Here is a 23,043-nt window from a genome sequence, read left to right on the forward strand (position 1 = left end):
CCCTATCCTTTTACTATTTGTTGTCCAAGCCAGAACCCCAGCAGCGTATCAGCGCCAGAGGTGTGCCCCAGCGCCAGCAGTCCGTCAATCGCCGTTTCTGTGCGAGCATCTCGTCGCAGCGCATGAATAAAGTGGAGTAAAGGCGACGCGAAATAACCCATAGCCGCATAGCGTAAATAACTGACGCTCACGAGCGTCGTCGCCCGATCAAGGCTGCCGGATTGGGCAAAAAAATTACGCCCGGCGCGTTCATCTATGGCGCCAAAATACCAGGCCGCCAGCAACATTCCCGTCAGCGTGTCGTCATGACTGGGCGTTAAGCCCGGCCCTTTACCCAGCCATAGCCGCCAGTCAGTCGCAGCACCTGCAAGCGCCGACTGAAAGCAGTGACAAAACTGGCGAAGTTCCGGACATAGAGGCTGAGCTGCGGCGACGGTTAACGGCCCAAACAGTCCCGTCTCCTCACTACGCTGCATGTACGTCGCGTTAAGACGCGGCGACGCAAGATAGCGTGGAACCCGCAGCGAACAGCGCCTCTCCGGCTCGCATAAAAGAAACTCGCCAATCTGAATACCGGCAGCGGTTGACTGCGGTTTTTCGCCATCGGTGAGCACATCGCGCAATGCGTCAAAATCGCCGCCGCGCAGTATCCACCCTCCCGGACTGAAGCCGCTCCCCCGACGGTGAAGCGTTAATAACTCACCGCTTTTCGCCACAAAATTAATAGAGCGACGCCATACCCCTGACATCTGCCAGGATTGCCGATAATCCGCCGATTGTCGGCTTGCCATAAGAGGATGGATACATTTCATGAGACGCTCTCTTAACTTACGCCCATGCTTTCCGCCAGCGCTTCCAGCGCCTGCTCGAAACAGGCCAGCGGCGCACGGACGGTTCCCGCGCCAATCTGTCCAATCCCCGCTTCTTTATGCGCGATACCCGTGTTAATCAGCGGCGTAATTCCGGTCTCGACCACGCGGCGGATATCCAGCCCCAGACAGGCCCCCTGAAAATCCCAGCCGGGGATTTGTAGCTGCATGTTGCGTTCGAGATAAATTTCAGCCATCTCTTCAGAAACAGATTTCGCCGCTTCCATTCCCCCGGCACCAACAAAACGCGTTACGCCAGGCGCGGCAATCATCGCAGCGCCGCCAATACCAAACGTTTCAGTAATGGCGCTGTCGCCCATGTCCGGGTTGGCCTGATCCTGCGAAAAACCGGTAAAAAATAGCCCCTGCGGCGTATTAACAGGCGCGGTGAACCAACGGTCGCCCAGACCGCTAACCCGAATGCCAAACATATCGCCATTACGGGTCATCGCCGTCACAATACTGCCGGCGCGAATCTGCGCGCCCGCGTCCATGGCGGCTTTACAGTAGGCCATCGCCAGATTAAGGAAGAATTGATCGGTGACGCTCAGAAAATCCATCACTTCCGCTATCTGCTGCTTATCGTGTTCCAGACGGGCTATATGCGGCGCCAACGTGCGCATCAGCAATGAGGAAGAGGCGATATTGCGCTGGTGGAATTCATCTCCCATCGTAATGCCCTGCGCCATCATCGCGGTCAGGTCGAGCCCCCGCTCCAGGCGTCCCAGCGCCGCGCTTAATACCGGCATCAGCACATCGCGCATCCAGCGCAAACGTTGCTGAACATCCTCGCCATAGGCGCCGAAACGCATCACTTTGCCGATCCCTTCGTTGAGATTGCAGTACGCGCGATTGCCGTCGGTGATATTTTCCACGACCAGCATCGGCATACTGGCTGAGGTAATACCGCCCATCGGCCCCACGGCGTTAACGTGATGGCAGGGAATAAAGTTGACCTTTCCCTGCTCTAACAGCGCGAGCGCGCTCATTTCATCTTTGGCCCATCCTTCAAACAGGCATGCGCCGATACAGGCGCCTTTCATCGGGCCGGTCATCTCTTGCCAGCGCATCGGCGGCCCGGCATGAAGAAGCGTTTTCCCCTGATTGAGCACGCTAATTAATGAAGAAGCTGGCTTCACATCCAGCCAGTGCGGACGTGCGCGACGAATTTGTTCGATGACTGCAGCGTTGGCTTGCGCCACTGATGTAAACATGGGAACCCCTTATTGCAAACGTTCTAACAGACGAGCCAGTTTTTTATTACCGCCAGCGACAGGCGCCCACTGGTAGTGCACCACGGGCATACCGGCAGCCTGTAAATCCAGCGCGAAGCTACGTAACCCGGCATTAATCACCGCTACTGCTTCCAGTAACCGGGGAGCTGATGGATGAGTAGAAGAGAGAGTGGGTCGAATCAGTTCCGCGGCCAACAGAGTGGCTTCGGGAAGAGAATCCACTACCGTGATGCCGGCATCTTCGAGCGCGGCGATTTGTTGCGAGCGGCACTGAGGATCGCGTTCTGTTCCGGTGACGGTTGCGATGGCGAACAGCGGCTGGTCGCTGGCGCGTGCGGCGCATGCCTTCTGCCAGGCCTGAATCAGCGATGCGGCGGGATCGGCGGTCGCGCCAAAACCAATAACGACGTCCACTAATAACACGCGTACCTGCGGTTGTGCGCCAAGCCCGGCGATAAGCTGATTACGTAACGCCGGGTCAATCATCGGATGTGGTCGCCCAACGGTATAAAAGTCATCGCCCAGATCGATAATCTGGTGGCCGTCAGCGTCAAGCATCATGCCATGGTGATGTTCCGTATCCGTCGCGACGCCCAGATAGCCAGCCAGCAGTCCCGCCGCTTCCGCCGCCAGCGTTCCGCCGGTATAGAGACCACGAATCACGCCGCCTGTTGAAACCATTTCTTTACGCTGCGACGTCACGCGAGACAATAAACATGCCAGCCGGGCAGCTTCATCCAGCGTCGAGGCAAACCAGACGTTTTCCTCACGCGCAACGGGAGAGGAAAACCCCAAGAACAGCGCTACAACGGGTTTGCCGGTGGCTTTCATCGCCGCGATAATATGCTGACGAACCGCATCGGCAGGCGGTTTGGAGACAAAGGCCAGCACCTGGCTCTTTTCATCCGCGCTGAGTATCTCCAGTGCCGTTAGCGCGCTGATCCCGCCGACCTCGGCGCTCAAATCGCGTCCGCCAAGCCCGATGGCATGGATAATCCCTTCCCCCGCCAGCACAATCTGTGAACAGAGCTCCTGAATACCGGTGCCGGAAGCGCCAATCACCCCGATGTTGCCCTCTGGCATGACGTTAGCGAAAGCCAGCGGCGTATTGGCGATCATAGCGGTGCCGCAATCCGGCCCCATGACCAGCAGTCCTTTATCACGCGCCCGGCGTTTTAGTCTGATTTCATCGTCCAGCGTGACATTATCGGAGAAGATCATCACGTTCAACGAACGATCCAGCGCCTGACCTGGATTAACGACTGGCTGCCGCTGCTTCCCTGCGCCAACTGCTGCAATGCTTCTTCGAGCTGTTGCACAATCACCTGCGTAATGCCGTCATCTACCGCTTCGGTACGAATCGCCACGCAAATGTCATTAGGCGTAGCGCCATGAAAATCGTCATGCCAGAAACCGGTAGTTTCCAGCAGCGACTTATTCGCAGGCGTTCCCATCATTACCGATACATCATCAACATTTTCGGACTCACTCAGCTTTCGAGAAATAATCATTAAGCTGACAGAGTCCTGAAAACACCCTTTTTTAATAAAGGCGTGGATCATAACAACTCCTTAATAATTGCACCCATTGCAATTGCACGAGCAGTGTTAATGTGCGCTTCACGGTATATATCCGGGAGGGTAAATAGAGTGATTAACGTCACATCAAATTTATTAACAAAAGAATTCAAACAACGGCTAAAGGATTAGTTATGATTTTCTAAAAAAGCTTTTTATTTAAGCAAAAAGATAAAACCCGCCTGATTATCAAATAAATTCTAATTATATTTTTTTGCCTGTCTGGATCACATAATCATTTTATTTTCCCGGTATGTTAATCGCAGTCATGCTTCACACCGTCGTTAAAAAGGAAGACAGATGAAAATCAGTCGGGAAACACTCCATCAGCTTATCGAAAATAAGCTTTATAAAGCCGGACTAAAACGTGAGCACGCCGCCATCGTCGCCGACGTACTGGTTTATGCAGATGCCAGAGGTATTCACTCACATGGCGCCGTACGCGTTGAATATTATGCCGAACGAATTTCAAAAGGCGGCACCAACCGGGAGCCGACGTTCCGCATTGAGAATACCGGTCCCTGTACGGCGATACTGCATGCCGATAATGCTGCCGGACAGGTCGCAGCCAAAATGGGAATGGAGCATGCTATTGAAATAGCCAAAAAAAATGGCGTCGCGGTTGTCGGCATTAGCAGAATGGGCCATAGCGGCGCCATCTCTTATTTCGTCCGCCAGGCTGCTCGCGAAGGCCTGATTGGTCTGTCTATCTGTCAGTCCGATCCTATGGTCGTGCCGTTTGGCGGGGCGGATATTTACTATGGCACTAATCCGCTGGCCTTTGCCGCGCCGGGCGAAGGCGATGACATCATTACCTTCGATATGGCCACCACCGTGCAGGCCTGGGGAAAAGTCCTCGATGCACGGTCTCGCAATGAGTCCATTCCGGAGAGTTGGGCCGTCGATAAAAACGGCGCGCCGACACATGATCCTTTTGCCGTCAATGCGTTATTACCCGCCGCAGGCCCGAAAGGTTACGGCCTGATGATGATGATCGATATTCTGTCCGGTATTCTGCTGGGGCTGCCGTTTGGCCGCCAGGTCAGTTCGATGTATGAAGATTTACACGCCGGACGCAATTTAGGACAACTTCATCTGGTCATTAATCCGGCGTTCTTTTCTTCCTGTGAATTATTCCGCAAACATATTAGTCAGACTATGCAGGAACTCAATTCCGTGAAGCCCGCTCCCGGTTTTAAACAGGTTTATTATCCTGGACAGGATCAGGATATTAAACAGAAAAATGCCGATATGAATGGTATCGATATTGTTGATGATATTTATCAATATCTGATTTCCGATGCCCTCTATCTCAAGTCATACGAAACAAAAAATCCCTTTGCCCAATAATTATTGAAACAGGAATTTTCTATGATAAAGCATTTTCGCCACGCGATAGAAGAAACATTGCCCTGGCTCTCTTCCATTGGAGCCGATCCTACGGGCGGAATGACGCGTTTACTTTATTCGCCTGAGTGGCTGGAAACACAGCAGCAATTTAAAAAGCGAATGGCAGAAAGCGGTCTGGAAACACGCTTTGATGACGTCGGAAATTTATATGGCCGCCTTTGCGGCACACAATTTCCGGAGCAGGTGATTTTAAGCGGTTCGCATATTGATACGGTCGTCAACGGCGGCAATCTGGACGGGCAATTCGGCGCGCTTGCCGCCTGGCTGGCGATCGACTGGCTAAAAGCGACCTACGGCGCGCCGCTGCGCACCGTCGAGGTAGTATCAATGGCTGAGGAAGAAGGCAGCCGTTTCCCTTACGTTTTTTGGGGCAGCAAGAACATTTTTGGCCTGGCGAATCCTGAAGAGGTACGCCATATCCAGGACGCCAAAGGCACAGGCTTTGTCGACGCTATGCAGGCGTGCGGATTTACCCTTCCCGCCGCGCCGCTCGCTGCGCGAACCGATATCCGCGCCTTTGTTGAATTGCATATTGAGCAAGGCTGCGTTCTGGAGAGCAACGGACAGTCGATTGGCGTCGTCAACGCCATCGTCGGGCAACGTCGCTACACGGTGACGCTCAACGGCGAGTCCAACCATGCAGGCACAACGCCAATGGGCTATCGTCGCGATACGGTGCATGCCTTCAGTCGTATTTGCAGTCAGTCCATTGAAAAAGCCAAACAGCATGGCGATCCCCTGGTATTAACGTTCGGCAAAGTTGAGCCGCAGCCGAATACGGTCAATGTTGTCCCTGGAAAAACCACATTTACAATCGGTTGCCGGCATACGGACGCCGCGGTACTTCGCGAATTTACCGAACAGTTGGAAAACGATATGTGCGCCATCTGCGATGAAATGGATATCAGCATCGATATCGATTTGTGGATGGACGAAGCGCCGGTGCCGATGAACGCCGAACTGGTCGCGGCCCTCACCAGGCTGTGTGAAACCGAACAACTGAACTATCGCATAATGCATAGCGGCGCAGGTCATGACGCGCAAATTTTCGCGCCGCGCGTCCCTACCTGTATGATTTTCGTCCCCAGCATTAATGGTATCAGCCATAACCCGGCGGAACGTACCAACATTAATGACCTTGCTGAAGGGGTCAAAACTCTGGCATTAATGCTGCATCAACTTGCCTGGCAAAAATAAGGAGCCATCAATGGGATATCTGAATAACGTCACGGGTTACCGCGATGATTTACTGGCGAACCGCGCCATTGTGAAACACGGTAACTATGCGCTCTTAACGCCGGACGGTCTGGTGAAAAATATTATTCCCGGCTTTGAAAACTGTGACGTCACCATCCTTTCGACGCCGAAGCTGGGTGCTTCTTTCGTCGATTATCTGGTCACCTTACATCAGAATGGCGGCAACCAGCAGGGCTTTGGCGGCGAGGGGATTGAAACTTTTCTCTATGTCATTGCGGGAAATATTGAAGCTAAAGCAGAAGGAAAAACATTCTCTTTAACCCAGGGCGGATACCTCTATTGTCCACCGGGCGAGATGATGGCCTTTAGCAACGCTCAAACGGAAGACAGCCAGCTATTTTTATATAAACGCCGCTATACTCCTGTCGAGGGGCATGCCCCGTGGTTGGTTTCCGGCAATGCCAGCCAGCTGGAGCGTATTCATTATGAAGGCATGGAAGATGTTATTCTGCTGGATTTCCTGCCTAAAGAGCTGGGCTTCGATATGAATATGCATATTCTGTCGTTCGAACCGGGCGCCAGCCACGGCTATATTGAAACCCACGTCCAGGAACATGGCGCTTATATCCTTTCCGGCCAGGGAGTTTATAACCTCGACAACAACTGGGTGCCGGTGAAAAAAGGCGACTACATCTTCATGGGTGCTTATTCCCTGCAGGCCGGATACGGTGTAGGTCGTGGCGAAGCATTCAGCTACATCTACTCCAAAGACTGTAACCGCGACGTTATGATTTAACGGCGGGCAGCCCTCCTGATTATTTTTTATTTAGCTATGTTGGATTTTGCCACGGTGAGAACCGTGGCTTTTTTTATACTTAACGAGTCCCGATGTCCTGGCCAAGTTTGATGACGCGGGCAATATTACAGGCGCTGTGGTAGAGATTTTGTTCACCGTTCGCCAGAACTTCCGGCAAAGGCGCCAGCCGCGGCAAAATACTGAATACCGCATCAATACCGTGGCGATGGACCACTTCCACGCCATCGCCCAGTACGCCAGCAATGCCGATAACCGGGACATGATGCCGTTTCGCCACTGACGCGACGCCTATCGGCGCTTTTCCTCCCGCCGTTTGCGAGTCGATTCGCCCTTCTCCGGTAATCACCAGCGAGGCCTCTTTTACCGCCTCCTCCAGCTTCACCGCCTGCATAACAATCTCAATACCGGGCTTCATTTCCGCTTCCAGGAAGACGATAGCGGCAATCCCCATTCCTCCGGCCGCTCCACCGCCCGGTATTTGAGACATGTCGCGTCCGGTCAGGGCATGTAAGACACGGGCATAATTACGCAATCCATTTTCCAGCGTCTCGACCATTTCAGGCGTCGCCCCTTTCTGCGGACCGAATACCGCCGCCGCGCCGCGTGGCCCCACCAACGGGTTATCAACATCACAGGCGACCTCAATACGACACTCTGAAATTCGCGGATCGCGCCCCTGCAGGTCAATGCTCGCCAGGCGCGATAAATTGCCCCCTCCGGCGCCAAGCGGCGTTCCCTGCGCGTCCAGAAAACGCACACCGAGCGCCTGCGCTACTCCCATTCCGCCATCCACCGTGGCGCTGCCGCCGATACCCAGAATAATATGGCGAATCCCCGCGTCCAGGGCGTGACGAATCAATTCGCCGGTGCCGAAACTGGATGCCAGCAGCGGATTACGCGCCTCGGGCGCCACCAGCATCAATCCGCTCGCCGCCGCCATTTCAATAATCGCCGTTTTGCCGTCGCCGGTCAGGCCATAAAATCCGTTTACTTTTTCCCCCATCGGCCCGCTAACGTCCACAGAAACCCGTTTCTCGCCGGTCGCTGCCACCATCGCGTCCACGGTTCCTTCTCCACCATCGGCGATCGGTAAACAAACATAGCGCGCATCAGGAAATACGGTTGAAAATCCCGCTTTAATAGCCTGACAGCATTTATCAGCGCTTAAGCTCTCTTTAAATGAATCTGGCGCAATTACAATCTTCATTATGTCTCCTTGTTTTCTCACGTTATTTAATGCGTTCCCACGGAATAAGATTTTCCATAAGCACTGCCAGTAGGATTCCCACCAGTAATCCGTTACTAAGCAGAGGACGAATCATCAGTGGAAGATCCTGTAAATAGACCGGAGGAAGCCCCATCAAAAAAATGCCGACAAAAAGCGGTAACGCCAGGCGATAAATATTCCGCGCAGTAAACGTAATTTGCTGGCTAAAAACCAAACCGGAATAAAGTAAAGGTAAATAAGAGACCAGCATAACGGCGCTGCTGATCGCCAGTGGAATAGCGCAAAATAAGCGGGTTAACGGCGTTATAATGGCAACCAGCAGACACAGCGCGCTACCGCAGATAAAGGATTTGCGAGAACTGTCGCCGGTTTGCGTTAATAAACCAATGGAAGACACAAAAGGCGAAAAAGGCACGACCGCGAAAGGCACCGTCACTAACGTCATCAGTCCGGAAATCATAAAGCTTCGGCGATAACGAGAACTGCCCGACCCTTGATGCGGATAAAAGATATCGGTACCGCGGATGGCGCCGTAAGTGTTGCTGATGTTGACTAACCCCGTCATCACCGCCGTCACAATAATACCCGGCATCAGCGTGCCGTGGCTGCCCAGCGGAAACCATCGCCAGCTTAATTCACCCGGCGGTAAGTGTGATGAAGGAAAGCATAACCGCCATAGCCCCCACCCGACCACGGTCCCTACCAGTAACGCGTAACGGGAGATACGCTGTTGTAGGAAAATAATCATCGCGAGGATAAAACACATCACCGCGACCGCCAACCCAAAGGGGGCCAATTTGATTCTGGCGCTGGTATCGGCAATGCCAAAAGGCAGCCCCAGCATACCTTTAAAAAATATTGAGGTCAGCTGCGCGCCCAAAAGCAGCATGAAAAAAACCATCACCGCCGGCGTAAACAGGCGAGCCAGACGGTGTCCTAAGCCGCTAATGCCGATAAATATCGTCACCATCGCGGAGATCGCGATCCCGACCGACAGGCTGGAGGCGATATCGTTCAGCGGCGTGCCGCGAGACGCCTCGCCAAGCGTAATCGTAAGAATAGCGCCCCACCACAGCCCTGTCGGCCCTTCCATAATGGCGCGGCGATGGCCGCAAAATGCCTGAACCAGGCAGGCCAACGCGGTGGTCAAAAAAGCGTATTGTGTGAGCATTAACAAGTTATCAGCGGGAAGATGAAAAGCGGACAGCAAGGTAGGGGGAACCACAACCGTGTTACAGAAAATAAAGAAAAACCACTGAAAGCCGGACAACACACTTTCGCGGTTAATAACAGGGAACATATCCACACCTTAAAATAGAGAATGCCCGTCGTGACGACGGGCATTAAATCACACCGGATTACTGCTGATGTTTAAGGATAAACTGACCTTTTGGCGGCACAGGGAAGCCATGCTCGATGTCATAAATAACATCGCCGCGCAAAATCGTTTTGGTAATACGCGCGCCAATAGTACGGCCAACATACGGACTGACTTTATGGCGATATTCCAGATCTTCATTTTTCAGAACATAGCTGCTGTCAGGCTGAATAAAGACCAGGTCAGCATCTTTGCCGGGGGCAATACGTCCTTTATGTTTCAGACCAAAAATATCGGCGGCGTTGGTCGCCATTAATTTGCCAAACATCGGCAACGACATACCGCGTTTTTGCACCGCTTCATCAAACATGACGTCCATGCAGTTTTGCAGTCCGGCAATTCCACCCCATGCTTGCATGATATTGCCTGCTTTCATTTCCGGAGGGCATGGAGAGTGGTCGGATACCAGGCAGTCGATTTCGCCGTTAAACAGTTTTTCCCACATCCCTTTCTGGTTTTCCTGGTCGCGAATTGGCGGAGAACATTTTGCCAGGGTGCCAATCTCTTCGAACTGATCGGTATCGAGGACAAAATAGTGCGGGCACGATTCACAGGTGACATCCTGGCCTTCCTGACGCGCGCGCGTTACTTCCTCTACCCCCTCCGGGCTGCTGATATGACAAACGTGCAGACGGCAACCTGCCGCTTTCGCCAGATACAGCACGCGACGAATGGCTTCCACTTCAGTAAATACCGGACGTGAGGCGACATAATCATGCGCCGTTACGCGACCTTCGCGTTTAGCTTCTTCGCCCAGCTCATCGCAAATCAGAGCATTTTCGCAATGTACCAGTACCGTCTGGTCCATCTCCCCCAGTTTCTGCGCGCCTTTGTAAAACTGCCAGTCATTAACGTCGCGAAAATCATTATCGATGCCACGATCGCCGCAGGTGGCGACAAAGCACTTGAAGCCGACAACGCCCACTTCGTCCAGCTCATGCAGCCGATCCAGGTTATAAGAAACCAAACCGCCCAACTGCGCGGCGTCGATAGTCAATTTACCTTTTGCCGCGTCAAACTTGAGTTCAATCGTCTCACGATCTACCGTCGCCGGCAGCTGATTGAGCGGCATCTCAATCATCGTGGTAATACCGCCTTTCGCCGCCGCGCGGGTACCGGTTTCATAGCCTTCCCAGTGGGTACGGCCCGGTTCAGAAATGTGGGTATGCGCGTCAACCATGCCCGGCGAAACGATCAATCCCGTCGCATCCAGCACATTTTTCGCTTCCCCCAGGTTTTCGCCAATCGCGGCGATTTTTCCGCCCTGGACGGCGATATCGATAACTCTCGCTTCGTTTTCTAAGATGACAGTACCGTTCTTAATAATTAAATCAAAAGACATAACAAACTCCTTGTATGGATACAGATAGTTTTTAAATAGCGCACACTTCATTAAATACGCTTAATGCTTTTTCAATATTTAACCGGCGAGTTTTTTCTCTCCTGTATTTTCAAAACCCGTGCGTTTCTTCAATAGCGCATAAGCAACGAACGCAACTATTACGCCTACAAACCAGGACACGCGGGATAAAGGCTCCATAAATGGTATAAACTTGCCGCCTAATGACAGAATGACTGCGACCAGGGTGACTGAAAATGCAGTCAGGTTAAATCCATTATCATAATATTTGTAATCACCGCTGGCGGTGTACAGCTCATCAAGATTAATTTTTCCACGCATTACCACAAAATAATGAGCTAACATTACGCCGATTACCGGGCCAAGCATACCGCCGATAATATCGAGGAACAGATAAATACTGTCCTGATTCTCCATTAATTTCCATGGACAAATCAGTAGACTGATAATACTGGCAATCATTACGCCATTTTTATAGTTAAGCTTTGTCGGGGCAAGCGCCGCAATTTGATACCCCGCAGGTATAATATTACCGGTGGCGTTGGTTGAAATTGTCGTCATCAGAATCACCAGCACCGCAAAGAATGAAGCAAACAGGCTGTCCCAGCGCTGCACAATATCCAGCACGTTCCAGGTATCCATACCATAATGAATACTGGCTCCGGCAATAATGCACACGCTGGCTACGGCGAATAATATATACGCTACGATAAGCCCCAATGTTTGTCCCAATGCCTGAGCGCGAAATGAATGCGCGTTTTGCGTGAAATCGGACGCGCTTACCGCTGGCGCAGCCCAGACGGCGACTACGGCGTTAATCACCACCAGGAACAGAAAGCCGCTGTGCTCTGCTTTTTGCACGCCTGAAGGCAGATAGTCCAGAATCGGGCCAATGCCGACCAGCGATATTGCCCAAATAGCCATGCCGCCAAAGACAATGTAAATACATGGATTGAGGATAGCGGTAAATTTATTTAATACTTTACCACCGCCAAAACCGATGCCAACGTTAATAATCCAAAAAATTAGAAAAGTAATTAGTCCTGGCAGTGAAAGACCCAGCAGCTTGAAATCTCCGCCTAATGTCAGAAATCCTGGCCAGATCTTCCCAATCAAAATAAGAAATGCCAGCGATCCCGCGTAACACTGTAAGCCGAATCACATAATTGCCGCGATTCCCCCTCGCAATAATCCAGGGAATAGCGCGCCGCGGACGCCGTAAGAACCTCGCAATATCATAGCAAAAGGAACGCCATATTTGCTGCCTGCCGCGCCATTCATTACCATCGCCGCCGCAATAAATAATGCGCTGATAATAATGGCCAACATGATATTAAATGTTGATAGCCCCAGTATAAAAAAACCGCCGACCATAACGTAATTTGGCACGTTATGTACAGATCCCATCCATAAGGTGAAATAGTTAAATGCCTTCCAGTTTCGTTGGGTTTCTGTTTTAGGTAATAAGTCTTCGCTATAACCGCGCTGCTGGTATAGCTCTCTTTGATGTTCCATAAATCCCTCTTTTCACGCATCGGATAACGTTGTTATGGGTTTAGCTATGAGGAACAAATAAATATAAAATAAAGAAACAGTAGATATAATTATTTTTAAGCTGAAGCAATACGTTGCGTTGCTTTCTTTTTATATAAAGTGACGACAGCAAAGATCAGCGTTCCGGTGACCACTAAACATGCTGAAATCACAAAACTGATCTCCTTCGACCCCGTTACATCCGAAATAAATCCGGTCAACGTTGGGGCGACAACCGCCGAGCTCATGCCAAAGAAATTAAAAAGGCTGAAAGCTCTTCCCAGACTTTTTGCCGAAGCCTGTTCAGATACAAAGGAGATCAGGATCGGGTCTACCGCCATTTTCCCCAGCAAGCCGTATAGCGTCAGACTGACCATCAGCATCGTGGTATTCGGGGACAAAACCGTAAACGCCAACATTGCCGCCGCCACAATTTCCAGACCGAGAATAACCTTAACTTTACTGTTACGAAATTTATCTGACAGATGGCTAAAAAATAACGCCCCCGGTACGCCAACTACCGCCACCAGCGCTGATGCCAGTCCGATAGCTCCGCCATCAAATCCTCTTTCAGTCTGTAGATAAGGGGGCAGCCAGGTCACTATCAAATAATAACCGTAGCAGGTACAGAAATAGAGGAAGTAAACGCTACACAATAAGCCAGAGAATAAAGGCGCGCGTTTTTCATCTTCCGTAACGGTTTGGGTTTGCTTTTCCGCTTGCGCAGAGTCGCTTTTGGCTTTACCACGAATGACCAGCGTAAAAACGCACAGCATGATTACTAATATCGCGGCCACGATATACAGTACATTCTGCCAGGCCATGCTCATGTTTTTTACTAATACGCTGGAACCGATTAAGCCAATCCCCATCCCTATAGCCGACCCGCTGTTGATAATCGCATTGGCTAATGCCCGACGGGCCTGCGGCACGTTTGCCGAAGAGAGTGAATAAGCCGAGCTAAAGAAAGAAGCGCATCCTCCGCCTGCCATTAGCGACCCTGTATAGATCATGGCCAGGCCATTGGCTTTCGCGATACAGAGTGTACCAATAATAAAAAGCGTAAATCCGGCCATCAGCATGATTTTTTGACCGAATTTATCGACCAATATTCCGCAAGGGATCTGCATACTGCAGTAAGCAAAAAAGTAAAAACTTGCAATGGCGCCTATTTCTGCATTACTTACATTGTCTAAAGATGCCTGAATTTCTGGATAAATTGGCGTAAGCACGGTGCGATAGATCCAAATCGCTACCCAGCCCAGACTCATTACGACAACAATTTGTTTCCAGTAATCAATCCCGGATTTTTTAGTTTCACTCATGTTCTTCACCTTTACAGAGTGTTCCTTGTGAACAGGTATCGCTGCAGCCGCAGCGATACACATAATTAGGACAATTTATGATTGGCCATTAATTCCAGCGCCTGTACCATTGCCGAATGATCAAGCTGGCTCCCGCCATTTGCCGCACAGGTATTGAATAATTCCTGGCAGGTCGCCGTATTCGGTAAATTCAGCGCCAGCGCTTTTGCGCTTTGCAATGCAAGATTAAGGTCTTTCTGATGAAGCGCGATTTTGAAACCAGGCTCGAACGTCCGGTTGATCATCCGCTCGCCGTGAACTTCCAGAATGCGTGAAGAGGCGAACCCGCCCATTAACGCCTGGCGCACGCGTACCGGATCGGAGCCTGCTTTTGAAGCAAACACTAAGGCTTCAGAAACCGCTTCAATATTCAGCGCAACAATAATTTGGTTAGCCACCTTACAGGTTTGCCCATCCCCATTGCCGCCCACCAGGGTGATATTTTTTCCCAGGATGTCAAAGAGCGGTTTAACGCGGTCAAAGACTTTCTGCTCGCCGCCGACCATAATCGACAGAGTGCCTTCACGCGCCCCGATTTCTCCCCCGGAAACCGGGGCATCCAGGTAATCAGCGCCCATTTCATTAACGCGCTGGGCAAAACGTTTGGTTTCGATAGGAGAAATAGAACTCATATCGACGATGGTTTTTCCCTGAAGCGATGTTTTGGCGCAACCGTGTTCGCCAAATAACACCTCTTCAACCTGCGGCGTATCCGGCACCATTATGAAGATGATGTCTGCAAATTCAGTTACCTGACGTGCAGTCTCAACATTTACCGCCCCCAGCGAGAGCAGTTCGTCCGCGACCGGACCAATAGTCGTAACGTGTAATTGATGACCGGCGCGTGCCAAATTGATAGCCATTGGCGAGCCCATAATTCCCAGGCCAATAAATCCCAGTTTCATATACAACCTCTTTTATTGCTTTCGGTGTTTCCAGATTCAGGCAACACAATCCCCTTCCAACACAGTGGAAAAAAAGCGCTGCCCGAATTATTCTGCGTTTTAACGGTACTGATTAATCCACGATAATCCCGCTTCCGTGGTAGTCAGTGGTTTATATTCACAGCCAACCCAGCCATCATAATCAGACTGTTTAATGACATTAAAAATAAAGTCATAATTGATTTCCCCGGTCCCCGGCTCGCCGCGACGCGGGTTATCAGCAATCTGTAAATGACCTATTTTATCGGCCCATGCCGTCATGGTTTGCGTTAATTCCCCTTCCATGCGTTGCATGTGATAAATATCATACTGAATTTTGATATTATCGCTGCCGATATCCTTAATTAATGCTAACGCCTGTTGAGTGCCGGTGAGATGGAATCCCGGCATATCAAAGTGATTAATAGGTTCGATAAGTAATAAAATGTCTTCTTTCGCCAGCATATTTGCCGCATAGCGCAGGTTTTCGACCAACGTGTCGTGGATCTCCGTTGCGGAGAATCCTGACGGCGTTTTACCCACCAGACAATTTATTTTCTTATTGCCTAACGCACGTGCATAACGGATTGCGGCCGCTACGCCATCGCGAAATTCTTCTTCGCGCCCAGGAATACAGGCAATTCCACGTTCGCCAGCCGCCCAGTCGCCAGCCGGTAAATTATGTAACGTATGTTCCAGATTATTATCCCTGAGCTTACGTTTTAACACTTCGATGTCGTTATCGTAGGGAAACATGAATTCCACGCCGCGAAATCCCGACAACGCCGCTTTATCAAAGCGTTCCAGGAAATCATATTCCGTAAACAGCATAGAAAGATTGGCAGAGAAACGTAACATCGATTACCTCCCTTACTCATATTTCATAAAACAGGTTTCTGTTGGCGCATCTTTCGCACTATCCGCAACCTCTTCAAACTCGGTTACGTTATCCAGTTCGCTGCCCATGGAAATATTGGTTACGCGTTCCAGAATGACTTCCACCACCACCGGAACGCGATATTGCGCCATCAGCGCTTTAGCTTGTTCAAATGCAGGCGCAATATCTTCCGGTTTAAAGACACGAATTGCTTTACAGCCTAATCCTTCCGCCACTTTTACATGGTCAACGCCATAGCCATTCACTTCGCTGGAGTTGATATTTTCAAAGGCGAGCTGCACGCAGTAGTCCATGTCAAATGCGCGTTGCGACTGGCGAATCAGACCAAGATAAGCGTTGTTAACCAGCACATGGATATACGGAATGTTAAACTGTGCGCCGACGGCTAACTCTTCAATCAGGAACTGGAAGTCGAAATCGCCGGAAATCGCCACCACATTGCGTTGTGGATCGGCAGCACAAACCCCTAATGCCGCCGGGATTGTCCAGCCAAGAGGCCCCGCCTGGCCGCAGTTGATCCAGTGTCTGTCTTTAAACACATGCAGCATCTGCGCTGCCGCGATTTGCGACAATCCAATGGTGGTGACATAGCACACATCGCGACCAAAGGCTTTGTTCATCTCTTCATAGACGCGCTGCGGCTTCACTGGCACGTTGTCAAAGTGGGTTTTACGCAGCAAAGTCCGTTTACGCTGCTGGCATTCGTCCACCCAAGTCTTCCGGCATGGCAAACGCCCCGCCTTTTGCATCTCCTGCGCGACATCGATCAGCAACGTTAGAGCCGCTTTGGCGTCCGAAACGATGCCCAGATCCGGACACAACACGCGGCCAATTTGCGTCGGTTCAATATCGATATGGATGATTTTTCGCCCCTGAGTATATTTCTCAACGGACCCCGTATGACGGTTAGCAAAACGGTTACCGATGCCAAAAACCATATCGGATGCCAGCAGAGTGGCGTTGCCGTAGCGATGCGCCGTTTGCAGGCCGACCATCCCCGCCATTAAGGGGTGATCGTCCGGGATACAGCCCCAGCCCATCAGGGTAGGGATCACCGGTACGTTGATCAGTTCGGCAAACTGCTGCAGCAGTGGCGCGGCGTCGGCGTTAATAACCCCGCCGCCCGCGACAATTACCGGACGCTCGGACTGAATCAGCATCTCCAGCGCCTTTTCAATCTGTACGCGGCTGGCGGCTGGCTTATATACCGGCAGCGGCTCATACATATCCGGATCGAATTCGATTTCCGCAACCTGGACATCAAACGGTAAATCAACCAGCACAGGACCTGGGCGGCCTGAGCGCATCAGATGAAAAGCCTGCTGTAATACGCGCGGCACCAGCGCCGCCTCACGAACCGTCACTGCCATCTTGCTGACTGGTTTTGCAATCGCTTCAATATCGACTGCCTGGAAATCTTCCTTGTGCAGACGCGCTCGTGGCGCCTGGCCGGTAATGCATAAAATCGGGATAGAGTCGGCAGAAGCGGAATAGAGCGCGGTGATCATGTCGGTTCCCGCCGGGCCGGAAGTGCCCAGGCAGACCCCAATATTACCTGCCGCCGCACGTGTGTAGTCCTCAGCCATATGCGAAGCGCCTTCCACATGACGCGCCAGTATATGGCGAATGCCTCCATGCTTACGCATTGCAGAATAGAAGGGGTTGATTGCAGCCCCAGGAACGCCGAATGCTGTGGTGATACCTTCTTTTTCCAGCACATACATTGCCGCATCCACGGCTCTCATTTTTGCCATTTTATTGCTACCTCTTTTTATTGGAAAAAGTTTCCAACTTTTAAAAATTTTAAAAAAGTCCCGCTCCAGCGAGCGGGATGCGGCTCAGGCTACAGGGGGTTTTAGCCCAAGCGCCGTACTGATGTCTTTCGCGGTATCCCGTACCAGTTCCCCCTGGCTGATAAAGCGATCTTCCGTCAGCCGGGAAGCCGGTCCCGATATCGAGATAGCGGCGACCACGCTGCCCGCATCGTCATAGATAGCGGAGGCGATACAATTCAGCCCGACAACATGTTCTTCCTGGTCGACGGTGTAGCCCTGTTCACGCGCCTGCTCCAGATTTTTAAGCAGGATAGGTAAATCCACCAGAGTGGTCGGCGTAAACCGCCGCAAACCGGTATTGACGACGATCCCCACCAGCTCTTCTTCGGTGAGCGGGTAAAGCAGCGCTTTTCCGGCGCCGGAAGCATGTAACGGCAGACGACTCCCTAAGGGCGCGCACATTCTGACCATCGATTTGCACTCCTTTTGACCGATTAACACCGCTTCATTACCGTTGCGAATCGCTACGTTGACCGTCTCGCCAGAAAGCAGCATAAGTCGGTGCATAAAGGGCCCGGCCACCGAGAGAACATCGCGATTATGAATATACGCAGAGCCCACATTAAATACGCCTAAACCAATATGCCACCAGCCAAGCTGGCTATCCTGGTACACAAAATCAGCCGCTTGCAGTACCTTTAACAGGCGAAACGTCGTAGAAAGCGGTAAATCCAGGCTGCCGGAAATATCGCTAACTGATGAACTGCCGCCGCTTCTTTCGAGATATTGCAATATCGCTATGCCCCTCTCCAGCGCCTGAGCGCCTTTCTGCGCAGTCGGCTCTGCCTGTCCTGGCCTGCCGCGTCGTCTTACTTCCGTCATATTTACGTTAACTCCGGCCCAAAATATGAGCATAAACAATGAACAATATGTTCATCTTATGCAAGAAGGCCAATAGCGTCACGCAAAACAGAGTTCATGTGTCGGGATACTTTCAACATCACAGTTATCGCTGCCACCGCGATCCACCGTCAGAAAATCGGTAACCGTCTGCCATGCAAACAGCGGGTGATGCCATACATTACGGTGATAATTGACGCCCTGCCGTCCATTGCTAATAAACGCCCGCAGCGTGGAGAGATCGGGTTTATCATCGCCGAGCGCGACAATAACGACAAAAGCCTCGCCGTTCATCGGCACAAACGCCTGCGTACCTAAAGGATGACGTTCCAGTTCATGTACCACAATAGGCATCGCGGCCGGTTGCGCCCTGTTAATACTGATCAGCGTGCGATCCTGCTCCAGAACTTCAACCTTCGCCAGGTCGTGATATCGCTCAACTAACCCGTTGTTTATATGAAAAAAGTCACGTTCCTGCGTCTCAATAACATCGCCATAGGCGCTGAACGTCTTCTGATCTAACGGTAATACCTCAAGTTTCATTCTTTTTCCCTTGTAGCTCGATTCCGTTTAACCGCGGTGTGGACTCTGTCCGGTTTCAATACCATGCAATCTAAAACCTTCGGGATTTAACATCAACATAAAAGTTGGAATATTTTTCCAAAAGTAGATTTAGACCACAAATCAAACATGGCTATTATGTAAAACTACTTAAAAATCATAGGAAAACAATTCTGGTTTTATCAGGATCGTAAGGAGGCGTCTGACGATGTTTGACCCGGAAACACTGCGTACCTTTATCAGCGTTGCCGAAACGGGGAGTTTCTCCAAAGCGGCGGAGCGCCTGTGTAAAACCACGGCAACCATTAGCTACCGCATCAAACTGCTGGAGGAAAATACCGGCGTAGGGCTGTTCTTTCGTACAACGCGAAGCGTCTCGTTGACGGCGGCGGGCTCTCACCTTCTCTCTCAGGCAAAAGACTGGCTTGCGTGGCTGGACAGCATGCCTGACGAGCTACGCCAGGTTAACGACGGCGTAGAGCGTCAGGTCAATATTGTGGTGAATAACCTGCTTTATAGCCCGCAAGCGGTCGCCAGTCTCTTATCGTGGCTTAATGCGCGTTACCCTTTCACTCAGTTTCACTTTTCCCAGCAAATTTATATGGGCGTCTGGGATTCGCTCCTGTATGAAGGTTTTTCGCTGGCGATTGGCGTAACTGGCACCGAGCCGTTGGCTAATACCTTTATGCTCGACCCTTTAGGTTCCGTACAATGGCGTTTTGTAATGTCCGCGGATCATCCTTTAGCTCACGTCAGCGGGCCTCTAACAGAAGCGCAGTTGCGCCGTTTCCCGGCAATTAATATCGAAGACAGCGCGCGTACGCTGACCAAGCGGGTAGCCTGGCGCCTTCCGGGGCAGAAGGAAATTATCGTGCCTGATATGGAAACCAAAATCGCCGCTCATCTGGCAGGCGTCGGTATCGGTTTTGTCCCGCAGCCGCTCTGTCAAACGCTGATCGACAAAAACGAACTGGTAAGCTGTACCATCCCGACGATGCGTCCGCCCTCACCGTTAAGCCTCGCCTGGCATAAATTTGGCGGAGGCAAAGCGGTAGAAGACATTGTGAAATTATTTACCCAACGACAACCCGAAATAGCCGGTTTTTTATCCATTTTCAACACGGTACGCTGTTAAAAATCAAGCCACTTTGCGAATTGGCGCGTAAAATAACGCAAGGGATGATTTGAGGTTACGTTTTACGTTATGCAAGACAGACAAAAAGCACAGGACTATCGCGCGCTCCTCCTTGCCGATACGCCTTTAATTGATGTACGCGCGCCGATTGAGTTTGAACAGGGCGCCATGCCGGGCGCTATCAACCTGCCATTGATGATGGATGACGAGCGAGCCGCCGTCGGCACCTGCTACAAACGTCAGGGCGCGGATGCGGCGTTAGCGCTGGGGCATCGGCTGGTTTGCGGCGACATTCGCCAGCAGCGGCTTGAGGCCTGGAAAGCCGCGTATCAACGTTTCCCCAACGGGTATCTGTGCTGCGCGCGCGGCGGTCAGCGGTCACATATCGTACAACGTTGGCTGAAAGAAACAGGGATTGACTGCCCGCTTATTGAAGGCGGCTATAAAGCGCTGCGCCAGACAGCAATTCAGGCGACCTGGCAACTGGCGCAAAAACCGATACTTTTAATTGGCGGCTGTACGGGCAGCGGCAAAACGCAACTGGTGCGACAACAGCCCAACGGCGTGGATCTGGAAGGTCTCGCGCGTCATCGCGGCTCCTCTTTTGGCCGCACGCTGAACCCCCAGCTCAGCCAGGCCAGTTTTGAAAACAAACTTGCCGTTGAATTGCTGAAAATTAACGCGCATCAGACGCTAAAAAGGTGGGTACTGGAAGATGAAGGGCGAACGATCGGCGCCAACCATCTGCCTGAGTGTTTACGCGAAAGAATGGCGCAGGCCCCCATTGCAGTAGTGGAAGATCCGTTTGCGCTTCGTCTGGAACGACTGCGTGAAGAGTATTTCATCCGTATGCATCACGACTTCACCCACGCCTACGGCGATGAAGCCGGTTGGCAGGCGTATAGTGAATATCTTCATCATGGACTGTTCGCTATTCGCCGCCGTCTGGGGTTGCAACGCTTTGCCGAACTGACGGACACGCTGGATAGGGCGCTGGCAGAGCAATTATCCAGCGGCAGCACCGACGGCCATATGGCATGGCTGGTTCCGCTACTTAACGAATATTACGACCCAATGTATCGCTATCAACTGGAGAAAAAAGCCGCGAATATCGTTTTTCGCGGCACATGGCAAGACGTTGCCAACTGGCTAAAAGAGCAATAGCTTATTTTTATTGCCGGCTGACGCTACATTGAGCCGGCTTAGTGTCTGTCGCGCTTGTCGGCACGTTTTGCCAGCCAGTCGCCCAGCATCTGAACGACCTGAACCAGCACAATCAGCGCCACTACGGTAACAACCATCACTTCGGTTTCGTAACGGTAGTAGCCATAGCGAATCGCCAGGTCGCCTACCCCGCCGCCGCCGACAATCCCGGCCATCGCCGAGTAGCCGATTAAGCTTACCAGCGTAATCGTCAGGCCGCGCAGCAGCCCTGCGCTGGCTTCCGGCAACAGTACGGTACAGATAATACGCATCGGACTAGCGCCGAATGCCAGCGCCGCCTCAATAATCCCTTTATCGACTTCACGGAGCGCGCTATCTACCAGGCGTGCATAAAACGCGATTGCGGCCACCGACAGCGGGACGGAGGCCGCAATCGGGCCTATCGTATTGCCCAGCAAAAGCTGCGTTAGCGGCAGTAACAGCACCAGTAAAATAACAAATGGCACCGAGCGGATAATATTCACCAGAACCGAAGCGACGAGATAAATAAAACGGTTCTGCCAGAACAGATGACGATCGGTGACAAAAATCAGAAAACCGAGCGGTAGACCGCCAAGAATCGCCAGCACCGTTGAAATACTCAACATCTGGAAAGTTTCATTGAACGCCAGCGTTAAATCCGGCAATAAATCATCCACGGATCACCTCCACCTGTGCAGTACGTTGACGGATATGCTCCACGGCGGCGGCCACCGCCGTTGGATTATGCGGCGCGGTTAATTGCACCACCAGAATGCCCAACGCGCGTTCGCCGATATACTCAATCTTGCCATGCAGGATATTGACCGCGACGCCAAACTTGATCGCCACCTCCGACAGTACCGGCTGCTCCGCCGAATCGCCGATAAACAAAATTTTCAGCAACTGCCCGGGCAGGTGTTCCCGTAAGCGTTCCGGCAGGGTCAAATTAAGGGTATGAGACACCAGTTGCTGTGTGAAAGCGTGTTGCGGGTGGGCAAACACATCAAACACCTCGCCCGATTCCACAACCTTACCGCCCGACATCACCGCCACGCGATCGCAAATAGATTTGATCACGTTCATTTCATGGGTGATCAGCACAATAGTAATCCCGAGCTGTGCGTTGATCTGTCTGAGCAGGGCCAGAATCGTGGCGGAAGTTTCCAGATCCAGAGCGGAAGTCGGTTCGTCACACAGCAACACATCCGGATGGTTAGCGATGGCGCGGGCTATCCCCACCCGCTGTTTTTGCCCGCCGCTGAGCTGTACCGGAAAACGGTTCGCTTTATCGGCAAGGCCCACCAGCGTTAAAATTTCCGCCACCCGTGGCGCGATTTTGCTGCGTTCCCAGCCAGCCGCTTTCAGGCTAAACGCCACGTTTTGCGCCACTGTCCGGGTATGCATTAAGTTAAAATGCTGGAAAATCATACCAATACGCTGCCGCGCCTGGCGTAACGCTTTTCCGTCCAGCGCAGAAATTTCCACGCCGTTGACGTTGACGCGCCCCTGACTGGGACGCGTTAAGGCGTTCAGGGTACGCAGCAGAGTGCTTTTTCCTGCGCCGCTGGTACCGACAATGCCAAAAATCTCGCCCGCGGCGATATGCAGACTCACATTATCCACCGCGCGCGTGGGGGTACCGCGACCGGCGGTAAAATCGACGCAGACTTTTTCTATTTCAATCATATTCACCTCAGA

General features: G+C 51.8%; 18 protein-coding genes and 2 pseudogenes. 5 read left to right on the forward strand and 15 right to left on the reverse strand.

Going from position 1 to position 23,043, the window contains the following annotated elements:
- Positions 1-2: 2 nt before the first annotated feature.
- The 3 genes and pseudogenes from J4685_RS14120 to J4685_RS14130 form a co-directional block, all read right to left on the reverse strand.
- The gene (locus tag J4685_RS14120) at positions 3-812 is read right to left on the reverse strand and encodes a DUF2877 domain-containing protein (protein WP_000649740.1); all 810 of its coding nucleotides are present in this window, start codon (positions 810-812) and stop codon (positions 3-5) included.
- 11 nt (positions 813-823) lie between these two features.
- Positions 824-2,083 (reverse strand): DUF1116 domain-containing protein, encoded by a 1,260-nt coding sequence (locus J4685_RS14125; protein ID WP_000495335.1) that lies wholly within the window; start codon positions 2,081-2,083, stop codon positions 824-826.
- 9 nt (positions 2,084-2,092) lie between these two features.
- Positions 2,093-3,666 (reverse strand): annotated as a pseudogene (locus J4685_RS14130) (acyl-CoA synthetase FdrA).
- A gap of 315 nt (positions 3,667-3,981) precedes the next feature.
- On the opposite strand from J4685_RS14130, the gene allD reads away from it, so the two are divergent.
- The 3 genes from allD to allE are packed head-to-tail and all read left to right on the forward strand — an operon-like array spanning position 3,982 to position 7,084.
- On the forward strand, positions 3,982-5,031 hold the full coding sequence (gene allD, locus J4685_RS14135; protein WP_000703936.1) for an ureidoglycolate dehydrogenase AllD: 1,050 nt from the start codon (positions 3,982-3,984) through the stop codon (positions 5,029-5,031).
- Positions 5,032-5,052: 21 nt separating this feature from the next.
- Entirely contained in the window at positions 5,053-6,288 is a 1,236-nt protein-coding gene (gene allC, locus J4685_RS14140; protein ID WP_000589761.1) for an allantoate deiminase, read from the forward strand.
- Positions 6,289-6,298: 10 nt separating this feature from the next.
- Positions 6,299-7,084: a (S)-ureidoglycine aminohydrolase gene (allE, locus tag J4685_RS14145; protein ID WP_000540978.1), complete on the forward strand. Its 786-nt coding sequence runs from the start codon at positions 6,299-6,301 to the stop codon at positions 7,082-7,084.
- 79 nt (positions 7,085-7,163) lie between these two features.
- Here allE and glxK read toward each other — a convergent pair whose 3' ends face one another.
- The 10 genes and pseudogenes from glxK to allA all read right to left on the reverse strand — a co-directional run bounded on the left by glxK (position 7,164) and on the right by allA (position 19,007).
- Complete coding sequence (gene glxK, locus J4685_RS14150) at positions 7,164-8,312, reverse strand: glycerate 3-kinase (protein WP_000706324.1); 1,149 nt, start codon at positions 8,310-8,312, stop codon at positions 7,164-7,166.
- A gap of 22 nt (positions 8,313-8,334) precedes the next feature.
- The gene (locus J4685_RS14155) at positions 8,335-9,633 is read right to left on the reverse strand and encodes a uracil/xanthine transporter (RefSeq protein ID WP_000484506.1); all 1,299 of its coding nucleotides are present in this window, start codon (positions 9,631-9,633) and stop codon (positions 8,335-8,337) included.
- Between the two features lie 58 nt (positions 9,634-9,691).
- Positions 9,692-11,053, reverse strand: coding sequence for an allantoinase AllB (gene allB, locus J4685_RS14160; RefSeq protein WP_000006865.1), 1,362 nt, complete (start codon positions 11,051-11,053; stop codon positions 9,692-9,694).
- A gap of 78 nt (positions 11,054-11,131) precedes the next feature.
- Positions 11,132-12,586, reverse strand: a pseudogene (locus J4685_RS14165) (allantoin transporter).
- Between the two features lie 95 nt (positions 12,587-12,681).
- A complete protein-coding gene (locus J4685_RS14170; RefSeq protein ID WP_000005061.1) occupies positions 12,682-13,929 on the reverse strand; it encodes an MFS transporter in 1,248 nt (415 codons plus the stop codon).
- 65 nt (positions 13,930-13,994) lie between these two features.
- Positions 13,995-14,873, reverse strand: a complete 879-nt coding sequence (gene glxR, locus J4685_RS14175; RefSeq protein ID WP_000765817.1) for a 2-hydroxy-3-oxopropionate reductase — start codon at positions 14,871-14,873, stop codon at positions 13,995-13,997.
- A 99-nt stretch (positions 14,874-14,972) separates the two neighbouring features.
- The gene (gip, locus tag J4685_RS14180; protein ID WP_000943590.1) at positions 14,973-15,749 is read right to left on the reverse strand and encodes a hydroxypyruvate isomerase Gip; all 777 of its coding nucleotides are present in this window, start codon (positions 15,747-15,749) and stop codon (positions 14,973-14,975) included.
- Between the two features lie 12 nt (positions 15,750-15,761).
- Complete coding sequence (gene gcl / locus J4685_RS14185; RefSeq protein ID WP_001096860.1) at positions 15,762-17,543, reverse strand: glyoxylate carboligase; 1,782 nt, start codon at positions 17,541-17,543, stop codon at positions 15,762-15,764.
- An 84-nt stretch (positions 17,544-17,627) separates the two neighbouring features.
- On the reverse strand, positions 17,628-18,446 hold the full coding sequence (gene allR, locus J4685_RS14190; RefSeq protein WP_000141265.1) for an HTH-type transcriptional repressor AllR: 819 nt from the start codon (positions 18,444-18,446) through the stop codon (positions 17,628-17,630).
- A 78-nt stretch (positions 18,447-18,524) separates the two neighbouring features.
- Complete coding sequence (allA, locus tag J4685_RS14195; RefSeq protein ID WP_000764659.1) at positions 18,525-19,007, reverse strand: ureidoglycolate lyase; 483 nt, start codon at positions 19,005-19,007, stop codon at positions 18,525-18,527.
- Between the two features lie 226 nt (positions 19,008-19,233).
- Here allA and allS point away from each other — a divergent pair, with 226 nt between their 5' ends.
- Entirely contained in the window at positions 19,234-20,160 is a 927-nt protein-coding gene (gene allS / locus J4685_RS14200; protein ID WP_000460164.1) for an HTH-type transcriptional activator AllS, read from the forward strand.
- A gap of 69 nt (positions 20,161-20,229) precedes the next feature.
- Positions 20,230-21,324, forward strand: coding sequence for a tRNA 2-selenouridine(34) synthase MnmH (mnmH, locus tag J4685_RS14205; protein ID WP_001154066.1), 1,095 nt, complete (start codon positions 20,230-20,232; stop codon positions 21,322-21,324).
- 38 nt (positions 21,325-21,362) lie between these two features.
- Here mnmH and J4685_RS14210 read toward each other — a convergent pair whose 3' ends face one another.
- Positions 21,363-22,022, reverse strand: a complete 660-nt coding sequence (locus J4685_RS14210; protein ID WP_000342247.1) for a methionine ABC transporter permease — start codon at positions 22,020-22,022, stop codon at positions 21,363-21,365.
- Positions 22,015-23,031, reverse strand: coding sequence for a virulence-associated ABC transporter ATP-binding protein SfbB (gene sfbB / locus J4685_RS14215; RefSeq protein WP_000569665.1), 1,017 nt, complete (start codon positions 23,029-23,031; stop codon positions 22,015-22,017). Before sfbB ends, J4685_RS14210 begins: the two co-directional genes overlap by 8 nt.
- Between the last annotated feature and the right edge of the window lie 12 nt (positions 23,032-23,043).

The organism is Salmonella sp. 32100201201700099SM (assembly GCF_017572645.1).
Taxonomy (GTDB): domain Bacteria; phylum Pseudomonadota; class Gammaproteobacteria; order Enterobacterales; family Enterobacteriaceae; genus Salmonella; species Salmonella enterica.